Source organism: Vreelandella indica (assembly GCF_037070225.1).
Lineage (GTDB): Bacteria > Pseudomonadota > Gammaproteobacteria > Pseudomonadales > Halomonadaceae > Vreelandella > Vreelandella arctica.
Window position 1 is genome coordinate 122,681 of sequence record NZ_JBANSO010000012.1, and the last position, 12,123, is coordinate 134,803.

Below are 12,123 nucleotides of genomic sequence, written 5' to 3' on the forward strand. Positions count from 1 at the left end.
GAGCTCAGCCCAGCCTCCAGCGCAGTGGCGTTGTTTGGATATTGATATCCTAGGGACTGCGCGAACGGTAATCACAAGGCTTGGTGCCTGGACGACGGATCAAGTGACAGCGGCCTTCCGGTGGCAAGCGCTATCATTCCTGCTCAAACCCCGCCAAGAACTGTTTCAGCAACGCGTCCAGTTGCGCTCTTTGCTCTTCCGTCAGCCCACTGACCAGTTGCGCCTGTGTTTCCACATGGGCAGCCACTGCTTCGTCGATCAAATCAAAACCATGCTGGGAAAGAGAGATTAGAAAACCACGACCGTCCTCTGGGTTTTTGACGCGTTCGATCAGTCCTGCCTTTTCTAGAAGGTTGATTCGGTGCGTCATGGTGCCTGACGTCACCATGGTGGATGTCATCAGATCGCTCGGCGATAGTGCATAGGGCGCTCCCTCTCGGCGCAGCGTTGCCAGCACGTCAAAGCTCGCATCCGTCAGGCCATATTTCGCCCAGGTCTTTTCCATTGCGCGCATTAAAGCGTGGTTAAGCCGTTTGACCCGGCCAATGGTGCCCATCGGCGCAACGTCAAGGTCGGGCCGCTCCTGCCGCCACTGTTTGAGTATGTGGTCTACATGATCCATAAACGTATTTTGCGCCTATGTATCTTGACGTCAAGATTATTTCTACATACCTTGATATCAAGATATAATCCTTGAAGGCTGCTAATGACGTTACCCAACCCACCCAAGCGACACGCCTCTAAAAAAGCCTGGCTTGCCCCACTGCTGTATCTGCTCGCCGGTGGCGCTTTGCTGGGCCTATCGACTAATTTGGCAAAGCTCGCGGGTGAAATGCAGCTATCAGCGCTCGCTTTTCTGTTTTGGTCAATTTCAGGGGCGGCACTTATTCTGCTTGCGCTCGCCGCCTATCGCCGCCATCTGCCACCGTTGACCGTTCGCAGCGTCGAGTATTACCTGATCTCTGCGCTGCTGGGCGTGGCGGGCGCCAATCTGCTCTTCTTCTCGGCGATCCCCCATGTCGGCGCCGGGTTTGTGGCATTAATCATCACGTTGCCACCACTGCTCACCTACATCGGTGCTTTAACGTTAAAAATGGAGCGCTTTCAGTTCTTGCGGGCGGCGGGCGTCATGTCAGCCCTTATGGGCGCCTTTACCCTGGCTTTCCATAAGCTTTCGGCCCCGGATGCTGACTACCTGTGGATTCTTCTTGCCTTGATTGGCCCTGTCCTGTTGGCCATCGGCAATCTCTACCGGACCCTGCGCTGGCCAGCGGGGGTATCTAGCGATGCGCTGGCGCCAGGGATGCTGATAGCTGCCTCTATTCTTCTGCTGGGGGTGGGCCTACTGCCAGGCTTCTCACTTCACGTCCCCATGGATCGATCTCTGCCGCTTGTTCTAATTGCCGTACAGGCGGTGGTGTTCGCGGGTCAGTTTTTACTGCTCTTCCTGCTACAGAAAAGCGGCGGCCCGGTATTCCTGAGTTTGCTGGGCTCGGTCGGTGCCGTGGTGGGTGTTCCGGTCGCCATCTTGTTACAGGGAGAAACCACCCCCGAAGGCTTGCTGGTGGGCATCTTATTGATTGGTGCCGGTATCGCCCTGCTTAACATTGGCAAAGCGAAGCAGGTGACTGATAGAGCAGCCTAAACGATGGGCCTAAGCGATGGGGTGATGATCATGGCAGGACGCTTTGGAGAGGGAGTCACAAGAGCCGTTTTACGATCCTGCTTGTACGGCTACAGAATGCGACGTTCCATGGAGTGCATACCCCCTGCGGTTTTCAATATCCTAAACCCCATGCGCTCGTACAAAGCGATGGCTGGGTTGATACAAAACACGCGCAACCGAATTAACGGAATGCCCGCTTGCTTGGCAGTGTCAGCCGTGAAGTGGATTGCCTCTGTCCCCAGGCCTTGGCGCTGCCACGGCGGGGCAATTTGCAGCTCCCGAATATAGTAGGCGTCTTCATCGTGATTGATGCATAACAGCCCCACGCGTGACGCGTTGATGACTAACGCGTAGCTGTCCAACTCGCCCCACTGTCTATCAAATAGATCGGTATCCCAGCGCATATTCAGCTGTGTGTAGTAGCCGTACATATTTTGGCGAATTAATTCTTCCGCGAACGCCTTGTCGTTAGTCGGCTGAATAATAGGCGTCATATCTCGATTCCTAGTGCTGCTTTAGGTCTAGTCTTGCATCATATCGACAAATTCAATATTGCATTCCTATATGTGAATACAAAACGGCAAGGCTAAGCCTGGCCGTTTAGAACACGCTAACGCTACTCCTACCCCAACTGAAACGGGTAAACAGGCCCGATCTTGAGCAACTGGGTGAGTTCATCCAGTGCCGCAAGCGACTCCTCCGCCAGCTGTGGGTCGGCGAGATCGTCAGGGGCTAGGCGGTCGCGGTAGTGGCGCTCCACCCACGCGGTCAGATCGGTGTACAGTGCATCGTTGAGCAGCACGCGGCCAGAGAGCGCGGCACGTTCGGCTTCCGTTAGCACCACGCGCAAACGTAGGCAAGCGGGGCCGCCACCGTTGCGCATGCTCTGCTTGACGTCTTTGACGATCACCTCGCCGATGGGGTTATTGCCCGCCAGGATGAGATCCTGAATCGTCCGCCAGACCGTTTCCCGCTCCTGACATTCCCCGGGCACCACCAGCGTCATGGTGCCGTCCGGGTTGGAGAGCAGTTGGGAGTTGAAGAGATACGATGCGACCGCGTCTTCCATGCTCACCGCCTCGACCGGCACGCGCACGGGAATCAGTGGCGTGTGCATTTTGGCACGCAACGCATCGAGCGTGTCCTCTTCATCCAGGAAGGCCATTTCGTGGTAGAGCAGCACAGGGCCGTTGCCCACCGCAATGACATCGTTATGGAATACGCCTGCATCGATGGCATCCGGGTGCTGCTGGGCGAAGACGGTTTGCGCTTCCGTAAGCCCGTGCTGGCGGGCTACCGCCTGGCTGGCTTCTAGTGTCTGCCGGGCGGGATAGCGCTGGGGTTCACGCTCGCCGCTACGCACGTCACCAAACGCCTGGCGGCCATATACAAACAGATGAACGCCTGGCTCACCGTATTCGCCGCAAAGGCGGGTGTGATTGGCCGCCCCTTCATCGGAAAAGGCCGGCGTGGCAGGCAGCACCGGATGGTGAGCAAAATATTGCTCATCGTGGAAAATAGCTTGCAGTACCCTTCCGGTGGTTTGCGGCTCCAGGTATCGATGAAAGCTCGACTGCAGATTGGCCGGCGTGAAGTGCACCCGGCCATCCGGTACGTCGGCGCTGGGGGTAATCGTGCCTGCATTAGCGGTCCACATGCTGGACGCCGAACATACCGCCCTCAGTAGCTGCGGTGCCTCGACAGCGGCGCGGGCCAGCACGTTGCTATTGCTACCACTAAAACCCAAATCGCGCAGTGCGCCAATATCGGGGCGCTGTTGAGGTGGCAGCACGCCCTGGGCGTAGCCTGCGTCCATCAGCGACTTCATCTTGGCCAGCCCCTGTAGCGCGCCCTCCTTGGGATTGGAGAGCAGGCCACCGTGGCTCATCGAAGCGACGTTCCCGACTGCCAGCCCTGAGTAATTATGGGTGGGCCCGACCAAACCGTCGAAATTGACTTCCCTGATACGACTGAAGGCACTGCCGCTCATAGACTCACTCCTGGTGGCAGGGTTTCAGGCATCTCCAGGGTGTCGGCTTCCATGGAAGCCACCGGATAAGCGCAGTAGTCTGCCGCATAATAGGCGCTGGGGCGGTGGTTGCCGCTGTCGCCCACGCCGCCGAAAGGCGCATCGCCGGAAGCGCCGGTGGTCTGGCGGTTCCAGTTGACGATGCCCGCGCGAATGCGCAGCAGGAAGTCGTCCCAATCGGCATGATCGCCACCAATCAACCCAGCGGAGAGCCCGTAGCGGGTATTATTGGCGAGCGAGAGCGCTTCATCCCAATCGCGATAGCGATGAATTTTCAGCAGCGGTCCGAAATGCTCCTCGTCGGGAACGTCCAGGCCCGTCACATCAATTAGCGCGGGGCTTAGCAGGCTGGTGTTGTCTTGCAGGCGCTGCATGCGATTGATCACCGTGCCCCCCATGGACTCCAGTTCCTCTTGCGCCTTGAGCAGACCATCTGCGGCGGCCACGCTCACCAAACCGCCATAGAATGGCGCAGGGTTCTCTTCGAACTGGCCCGCCACGTGCAGCTTAGCGATCGCCTCGGAAAGTGCATCGATCAGCCGGTCGCCCACGGCGCCCTCCGGCACCATCAAGCGGCGAGCGCAGGTGCAGCGCTGGCCCCCAGATAAAAACGCCGATTGTAGAATGGTAAGCACCGCCGCCCGCTCGTCATCAACGTCCTTCACTACCAGCGGGTTATTACCACCCAGTTCGAGCGCCAGCACTTTATCCATTTGCCCAGCAAACTGCTGATGCAGCATGCCGCCCACCTTGGCGCTACCGGTAAACAGCAGGCCATCGATATCGGGGTTACCTGCCAGCGCCTGGCCCACGGCAACGCCGCCCTGCACCAGATTGATCACCCCGGCAGGCAGCCCGGCTTCCAACCAGCACTGCAGGGTTAAGTCGGCGGTTAGAGGGGTCTGGTCACTGGGCTTGAAGACCACGGTGTTGCCCGCCAATAGCGCGGGCACCATATGGCCGTTGGGCAGGTGGCCTGGGAAGTTATAGGGGCCGAATACTGCCATCACGCCGTGGGGGCGATGGCGCAATACGGCTTTTGCATTGCCAACGACTTTTTCCCGCTCACCGGTTCGCTCGTTATACGCCTTGACCGATAGCGCCACCTTACCCACCATCGCCCCCGCTTCAGTGCGCGCTTCCCAGAGGGGCTTGCCGGTTTCAGAGGCAATCGCCACCGCCAGCGCTTCCCCACGGGATTTCAGCACCTCGGCAAAACGCTCGACGAGGGCCTGGCGCTCGGCAAAGGGAGTACGCGCCCACCCAGGAAAGGCGCTGCGGGCGGCCTTCACAGCGGTCGCGACTTGATCCTCGCTGGCCGTGGCGGCCTCCCAGAGCCGTTGCCCGGAAACTGGGTCATGCTTGCTCAACGGCTCGGCGTCGCCTGCGACCCAGGCGCCATTGATCAGTTGCTGCTGTTGGGCGTGCATAAAACTCTCCTGTGAACGTCGCCTAGGTTTCGAGTAACCGCAGGGTATCGCCGGTAGAAACGCCTAGGCGTTGCGCTTCGGTTTCACTCAACACAATCGTGTTGTCGTCGGTGGGCGCACGGCCTACCCAGCTGGCGGTAAAATTCAGCATCTGGGTGGTAGCCGCCAGCCAGCGGCTGACGCTCTCTTCACGGGCAGCGGCAGATACCTCCACCTGGCAAAGCCGTGAATTACGGATAGCGCGCACATCATCAATGTAGGCTTCCACGGTGGGGCCACCGTCGAAAATGTCGATATAGCCTTCCCAGCGCAGCCCCTCTTTTTTCAACATTTCCAGTGCTGGGCGGGTATGGCGATGCACCTGGCCTATACAGGCGCGCGCCTCTTCAGCCATAAAGGTGGTGTAGATGGGGAACTTGGGCATCAGCTCGCCGATAAAACTCTTCTGCCCCAAGCCAGTGAGTCGATCCGCTTCGCTGAAATCCATGGGAAAGAAGTGCTTTCCCAGGCTCTCCCAGAAAGGGCTGGTATTGTTCTCATCGAACACACCGCGCATTTCCGCCAACACTTTGTCGGGGAAACGGTCACGAAATTGAGCGATAAACAGCCAGCGCGCTTTGGAAAGCAGCGCACCGTTGCGCAAGTGGCGATTGGCTTCACCGCGATACTCTGGACGCAGGAACAGCGAGCACACTTCGGCATCACCCGTGTGGTCAGAGCTTAAAAACAGCGTGTCGATGGTGCGGTGAAGATCCAGTTGGATGGAGGAGTGCGCCAGAGTACCCAGCCGATAGTTATAAAACGGCACTTCTCGGCCTACCTGCCCTTCAATCGCACAGCAGCCCGCCAGTTCACCGCTCACTTCATCTTCCAGTACAAAGAAGTAGAGACGGTCATCCACCGGGGTGCGCTCTTCAAAGGCGCTGGCGGCGGCTTCTATCTTGCCAGCCAGAAACTCGCGGTTATCCGGCAGCGAGGTAAACCCTACCCCGGCCTGCTGCGCAAGCGCCTGCAGCCCATCCAGGTCATTGCGGGCAATGGGTCGAATGCGCATTACATTTCTCCTTCATCGAGCGCGTCCACCGCGGCGGGTAAGGTAAGCGGTGCGGCCAGCACGGCGCGCCCTTCCGAAACGCCCAGCCGCTCGGCGTGCTCCGCCGAGAGCATCAACTGGCCCGTGGGCGACAACGCATAACGCGCAACGATACAGCGGAAATCCCCCAGCTTCTGGTTGGCAATCATCGCCGGTTCGGCATCGGGCAAGGCGTGTTCGGGGCGAATGCGCACCGGGTGCCAGGCGGCTCGGCGAAAGGTTTCCAGCCGGTCGCGCTCGGCTTTGACAATCGGCCCGGCATCGAAAATATCCACATGGCGAGAACGCACAAAGCCTTCCGCCAGCATCTCTTCCAGCGCCTCTTCATGGGCGGGGTGTTCACGCCCAATGGCGGCTCTCGCCTGGGGCGTCAACAGCGGCAGGTAGAGCGGGAATTGGGGCATCACCTCGGCGATGAAACTTTTCGAGCGTACGCCTGCAATGTGGTTGATGTCTTGGAAGCTGCGGGCAAAAAAGTGCCTGCCGACGCTTTCCCAAAACGGCGATTCGCCGCGGGTATCCAGATAGCCGGGAAACGCGACCGCCAGGATGCGCGAAAAGCGCTCTGGATACTGGGCAATGAACATCAACCGCGCCCGACGCAGCAGGTTCTCGGCACTGGTGCCCTTGTAGCGGGGGTTCAGCGAAAAAGCGCACAGCAGAGTGGCGTCTGAGACTTCGTGGGAAAGCGCCAGCGTCTGGACCTCACGACGCACATTCAACTGCTGCGAGGCGTGAATCAGCGTTTCCTGGCGGTAGGTGTAGTAAGCCTCGTTGGCACCTGCCTGGGCACGGATCGTGGCCGTTCCTAACACTTCCTCACGACTATCGTCAGCGAGCACAAAGGTATAGTGCTCGTTTTCAGGAAACTCGACCTCACCATTGAAGGCGTCCTGGGAGCGCGCGATGCGCTCCTGAAGCCGCTCGCGATTAGCAGGCAAGTTGGTCAACCTGGGCACTGCATGCTCAGCCAACTGTTCGAGCGCCGGGAGATCCGACGCTTTAACGGGTCGCACTACCAGCATCTTCGACGCCCCCTCTGTTAACCCAGTAGGCTGCTCACTCATGCGGAGGCAACTAGCCGCTCAATGGCGCGCTCTAGACGGGCCATGCCCTCGGCGATATCCGCTTCGGGAATCACCAGCGAAGGTGCCATGCGCAGTACATTGGGTCCTGCAATCAAGGCCATCAAGCCCTCTTCGATAGCCAGCGGCAGAATGTCCTTGGCGCGGCCTTCATAGGCATCCGACATCTGGGCACCTATTAACAGTCCCATACCACGAATTTCTTTAAACACGCCGTGCTTGCGGTTGATGGTTTCCAGGTGCTCACGGAACAGATCGTGACGCTTTTTCACCCCTTCCAGCACTTCAGGGGTATCGATAAACTCGACGGCTGCCAGCGCTACGGCAGAAGCCAGCGCATTGCCGCCGTAGGTAGAGCCGTGAGTACCGACGACCAGCGACTTGGCGACGTCATCAATGGCCAGCATGGCGCCAATGGGGAAACCGCCGCCCAGCGACTTGGCGCTGGTCAGGATATCCGGCGTAATGCCGTAGTTCTTGTAAGCGTAGAGTTCACCGCTGCGACCCACGCCAGTTTGCACCTCGTCAAAAATCAACAGCGCGTTATGTTCGTCACACAGATCGCGCAGGCCCTGGAGAAATGCTTGTGTTGCGGGCACGATGCCGCCCTCGCCCTGCATGGGCTCAACCATGATCGCGCAGGTGTCGTCGCCCATCAGTGCACGAACGCTTTCCAGGTCGTTGTAGTTGGCGTGATGAATACCGCCCGGCACCGGGCCAAATCCCTGGGAGTACTTGGGCTGGCCGCCCACGCTGACAGTAAAGAAGGTACGACCGTGGAACGATTGATAAAACGAGATGATCTTGTCTTTCTGTTCGCCGTAGTTATCCACCGCCCAGCGGCGGGCCAGCTTCAGCGCGGCTTCATTGGCTTCACCCCCTGAAGAGCATAAAAACACTTTATCAGCGAAGGTGCGTTCAACCAGCGTTTTAGCCAAGTTCAACGCGGGCTCGTTGGTAAATACATTAGAGAGATGCCAGAGCTTTTCGCCCTGCTCTTTCAGCGCATTAACGAGTACCGGGTGACAGTGACCCAGGGAGTTGACGGCGATGCCCCCGGCGAAATCGATATATTCCCGCCCCTGCTGATCCCACAAGCGGCTACCTTCACCGCGCACGGGAATAACCTGCTGCGGGGAGTAGTTAGGCGTCATGTAGTGATCGTAATCTTGACGGCTTGGGGTATGGCTCATGAGGCGTTATCTCCAATGGAGGGAAGGAATGAAAACAGTATAAGGGGCCAACGCGGTCAACCGCTTTCAGCAATGGGACGGCAAATTATGAATAGCGACGCCCATTGCGCCGCGCTGTCGCCTTGAAGAACGCTATAAGACCCCCATACTTATTGGCAAGCGATAACGTCATAGCTGGATAGAGCGTCTTGAATAGATAGCTATCGCGACGTACTGACACTCAGGAAGAGAGGAGTACACCCTATGAAAATTGATCTAAGCGGTAAGCACGCCATCATTACCGGCTCGACGGCGGGTATCGGTTTTGCGATTGCCCAAGGGCTTGCCAACGCTGGCGCTAAGGTTGTCGTCACAGGCCGTTCGCAGGCACGGGTGGATGAGGCAATAGCCAGCATTAAACAGGATGCCCCAAATGCTCAGGTAGAAGGCGTGGCCGCCGATCTCGGCACCGCTGAAGGCTGCCAAACACTGATCCAGCAGCAACCCAGCGCAGATATCCTGATCAATAATGTGGGAATTTTCGGTCCACAGGACTTCTTCGAGGTTGATGACGCGACCTGGCAACAATTTTTCGACATCAATATCATGAGTGCCGTGCGTCTTTCTCGCCATTATGCCCAAGGCATGCGCGACCGCGACTGGGGCCGCATCCAGTTTATCTCCAGTGAATCGGGCATTAACATCCCCACCGAGATGGTGCATTACGGCATGACCAAATCGGCGCTCTTATCGGTTTCGCGCGGGCTGGCCAAAGCGCTCAGCGGCACGCAGGTAACCGTCAACGCTATCTTGCCTGGGCCAACGCGCTCTGAAGGCGTGCTCACGATGATTGGTGAAATGGCAGAGAAAGAAGGCATTTCTCAGCAGGAGATGGAAGCGCGTTTTGTCAAAGAGAACCGCCCTTCTTCCATCATCCAGCGCTTAGCAACACCTGAGGAAGTGGCCAGCATGAGCGTCTATGCCGCATCGACCCAAGCGAGCGCCACCACGGGCGCGGCACTGCGCGTGGAAGGCGGCATTGTCGATACGTTAACCTGAGCCTTATAATCTTATTTTTCTAATCATACCTTTTTAATTTAGACGCTCTTCTCTTGGCGTCATGCCAAAATGATTTCGGTAGGCGGTGGAAAAATGCGCGCCGGAGGAAAAACCGGTAGCAAAAGCGATATCGCCTACCGGCCGGTCACTCTCTCGCAGTTGTTTGCGCGCTTCCTGCAGGCGTAAATCGAGATAGTACCGGCTTGGCACCGCCTTCAGATACTTCTTAAACAGTCGCTCCAGCTGGCGCCGGGAAATCCCCAGGTGCTCGGCCAGCTCAAGGGTCGAGAGCGGCTCCTCGATATTGGCTTCCATCAACGTGACGGCATCCACCAGGCTTTTCGGCGCATGGCCCAGGCGGGTGCGTAGTGCCACATGCTGGCGCTCGTCCGCCAGCCGAATGCGATCACACACGAACTGTTCCGAGACCTGCTCTGCCAAGCGTGCGCCGTGGTGCTGACCTATCAGCGTCAGCATCAGATCCATCGCCGCCGTACCACCGGCGCAGGTAAGTCGGTCGCGGTCAATTTCAAACAACTGCTGGGAAAGGGTAACTTGCGGGTAGGCTTGCGCAAACGCCTCAAAGCGCTGCCATGGCAGCGTGGCACGATAGCCTTCCAACAACCCACAGCGAGCCAGCACTTCCGTCCCCCCGGCCAAACCGCCAAGCGCCACACCGCGCCCCTGGTGGCCGCGCAACCACTCATTGAGCTTTGCTGGCAACGTATAGGGAAGCGGCGTGGGTGCGCATATCAGTAACAAATCAAGCGGCCCCTGCGCTGTACCCAGCTCATGCTGTGCGATCAGAGAAAGCTGTGCACCGCTGCGTACCGGTTCGTCGCTGAGGCTTAACGTAACGGTGTGATAAAGCATCTGCCCGCTCAACTGGTTCGCCATTTGCAGCGGCTCCAGCGCGCTGGCATGGGTCAACAGCGAGAACCCCGGCAGCAGCATAAACGCTACCCGCCGACGGGATATCGCTGCTTTTGATGCTAAGTGATTGGACTGCATAATTATTGAGGAAACTGCATGAAAACCGCCATCGGCTTGGATAAATACCCATCTTACCCAATTGCGCTAATGAAGGCAGCGCTTGTTACTCATACATAAAAAAAGATGTCGCCGCGTTAATAGCGTTAGCGCAGCTACCAAAAAGGGCAAGGCGTATCCGCCTTGCCCTCATCATTAGTCACTAAAGATCGGCTGAGTCAAACAGCGTCTCTGTTAGTGTTGCTGCGTTACTGTTGCTGCGCCTCAGATAGCGTCATGTTGCCATCCACTTCGCTGTACTCATCTTCTTGGTAATTATTAGATGAAGCTTCGATTTCATCTTCGCCATAGTTTGTGTTTACAACAAGCTGATCATTTTCAAGCTGCATGTCATTGATAGGCAGCGCAATGTCCGTTGCGCCAAAGCCCCAAATACCACCTACCGAAACGATAGCAAACAAATCGCCAGACTCATCGTGCTTTGCAATATGTTGTACTCCACCGATCTCTTCATCTTCCTGATTCATCACTGTCATCCCTTCCAGGTCGCTGACCTGACGGGACATCAGTGAGTTGGACTGGTCATTTTGATCGGCCTGATCATTTTGATCAGTTTGGTCACTCTGCTGATCATTCTGCTGGCGCTCTTGCTCGTCTTCATTGACATTAACCTGGGCGTCTTCCGCTTGCTCAACTGTCACCTCAGGCTCGCCAGTTTGCTCAACGGTGACATTAGGTTCGGCTTCTTCCACGGTCACATTGGGCTCAGGTTGCTCAATAGTGACTTTAGGTTGAGACTGCTCCACCGTGATATCAGGTTTCTCTTGCTCTACTTCTACTTCAGCAGGCTTTTGTTCAACGTTGATATCCCTGGTGTTGTCGCTGCTACCCTGCTCTTGTGTGTCTTGCTGCTGGGACGTTTGATTGTTGCTATCAGTATCATTCTCGTTCTCTTCCTGAGCAAGAACGCCAGCTGATAAGCCTGCGCAAACCGCACCGATGGCAATTGCTAATGCTGTCCGTTTCATACAATCTCTCCTTGTGTTGGTTTACACATAAGAAGCTAGTACACCGAAGTGCACTAAATCAAAGCCCAAACGAATTTCTTATAAAAGATTAATAAATATTAACCACTTCCCAACAACACCTATTACTGATTTAGGCAACGTATTTACTACAATTTTTACTATTCAGCTCTTCGCTAATAGAGCACTGTAAAACACTATTCAGCTGTTTATATTGCTGAATATTATACCGAGACTGGCTAGCTAATGAGCAAAGCAAAGCCAGGCAATTAGCCAGGAAAACGCTTACCCGCCTGTTCATCCGCCGCATCATAATCTTGCGTATCATCAGGGTCAGAGCCAAGTTCCTCGGCTGTTTTAGCTTCAAAACGACGTGCAGCCTCAATGGCTTGAGGTTCAGTTTCGTGTTGAGAGATTTCCTGAGGCTCACCAGGATCAGTGACATCTATCACTCCCCCTCTGTCAGCCTAGTTGTCCGGTTGGCGATATCGCCTAAATCTAATCCAGAGGGAGCGGCATGGAGCCCTTGTGCCACGTTATTCTGCAGAGCGTAAAGCAGCCGTCCTGAAGAAGT

Annotated in this window: 12 protein-coding genes; 2 read left to right on the forward strand and 10 right to left on the reverse strand. The window is 56.7% G+C overall.

All coding sequences use genetic code 11. The features are described 5' to 3' along the window. Positions 1-133: 133 nt before the first annotated feature. Positions 134-622, reverse strand: a complete 489-nt coding sequence (locus V8L71_RS10485) for a MarR family winged helix-turn-helix transcriptional regulator (RefSeq protein WP_336274080.1) — start codon at positions 620-622, stop codon at positions 134-136. A gap of 84 nt (positions 623-706) precedes the next feature. Here V8L71_RS10485 and V8L71_RS10490 point away from each other — a divergent pair, with 84 nt between their 5' ends. Beyond that, positions 707-1,645, forward strand: a complete 939-nt coding sequence (locus V8L71_RS10490) for an EamA family transporter (RefSeq protein WP_336274081.1) — start codon at positions 707-709, stop codon at positions 1,643-1,645. A gap of 89 nt (positions 1,646-1,734) precedes the next feature. Here the strand turns inward: V8L71_RS10490 and V8L71_RS10495 are convergent, their stop codons facing one another. The 6 genes from V8L71_RS10495 to V8L71_RS10520 form a co-directional block, all read right to left on the reverse strand. Next, positions 1,735-2,160, reverse strand: coding sequence for a GNAT family N-acetyltransferase (locus tag V8L71_RS10495; RefSeq protein ID WP_336274082.1), 426 nt, complete (start codon positions 2,158-2,160; stop codon positions 1,735-1,737). Positions 2,161-2,288: 128 nt separating this feature from the next. Then, positions 2,289-3,656, reverse strand: a complete 1,368-nt coding sequence (gene astB / locus V8L71_RS10500) for an N-succinylarginine dihydrolase (protein ID WP_336274083.1) — start codon at positions 3,654-3,656, stop codon at positions 2,289-2,291. Further along, entirely contained in the window at positions 3,653-5,125 is a 1,473-nt protein-coding gene (gene astD, locus V8L71_RS10505; protein ID WP_336274084.1) for a succinylglutamate-semialdehyde dehydrogenase, read from the reverse strand. Before astD ends, astB begins: the two co-directional genes overlap by 4 nt. 22 nt (positions 5,126-5,147) lie before the next feature. Continuing rightward, positions 5,148-6,179, reverse strand: a complete 1,032-nt coding sequence (gene astA / locus V8L71_RS10510) for an arginine N-succinyltransferase (protein WP_336274085.1) — start codon at positions 6,177-6,179, stop codon at positions 5,148-5,150. Beyond that, the gene (locus tag V8L71_RS10515; RefSeq protein ID WP_295711170.1) at positions 6,179-7,243 is read right to left on the reverse strand and encodes an arginine N-succinyltransferase; all 1,065 of its coding nucleotides are present in this window, start codon (positions 7,241-7,243) and stop codon (positions 6,179-6,181) included. Before V8L71_RS10515 ends, astA begins: the two co-directional genes overlap by 1 nt. Before the next feature lie 38 nt (positions 7,244-7,281). Next, the gene (locus V8L71_RS10520) at positions 7,282-8,496 is read right to left on the reverse strand and encodes an aspartate aminotransferase family protein (RefSeq protein WP_336274086.1); all 1,215 of its coding nucleotides are present in this window, start codon (positions 8,494-8,496) and stop codon (positions 7,282-7,284) included. A 243-nt stretch (positions 8,497-8,739) separates the two neighbouring features. On the opposite strand from V8L71_RS10520, the gene V8L71_RS10525 reads away from it, so the two are divergent. Continuing rightward, on the forward strand, positions 8,740-9,534 hold the full coding sequence (locus V8L71_RS10525; protein ID WP_336274087.1) for an SDR family NAD(P)-dependent oxidoreductase: 795 nt from the start codon (positions 8,740-8,742) through the stop codon (positions 9,532-9,534). Positions 9,535-9,567: 33 nt separating this feature from the next. Here the strand turns inward: V8L71_RS10525 and V8L71_RS10530 are convergent, their stop codons facing one another. From V8L71_RS10530 to V8L71_RS10540, 3 genes are all read right to left on the reverse strand, one after another. Further along, positions 9,568-10,545, reverse strand: a complete 978-nt coding sequence (locus V8L71_RS10530; protein WP_431313174.1) for a GlxA family transcriptional regulator — start codon at positions 10,543-10,545, stop codon at positions 9,568-9,570. A gap of 227 nt (positions 10,546-10,772) precedes the next feature. Beyond that, on the reverse strand, positions 10,773-11,552 hold the full coding sequence (locus tag V8L71_RS10535; protein WP_336274088.1) for a PRC-barrel domain-containing protein: 780 nt from the start codon (positions 11,550-11,552) through the stop codon (positions 10,773-10,775). Positions 11,553-11,818: 266 nt separating this feature from the next. Next, positions 11,819-12,001, reverse strand: coding sequence for a hypothetical protein (locus tag V8L71_RS10540; RefSeq protein WP_336274089.1), 183 nt, complete (start codon positions 11,999-12,001; stop codon positions 11,819-11,821). Positions 12,002-12,123: the final 122 nt, after the last annotated feature.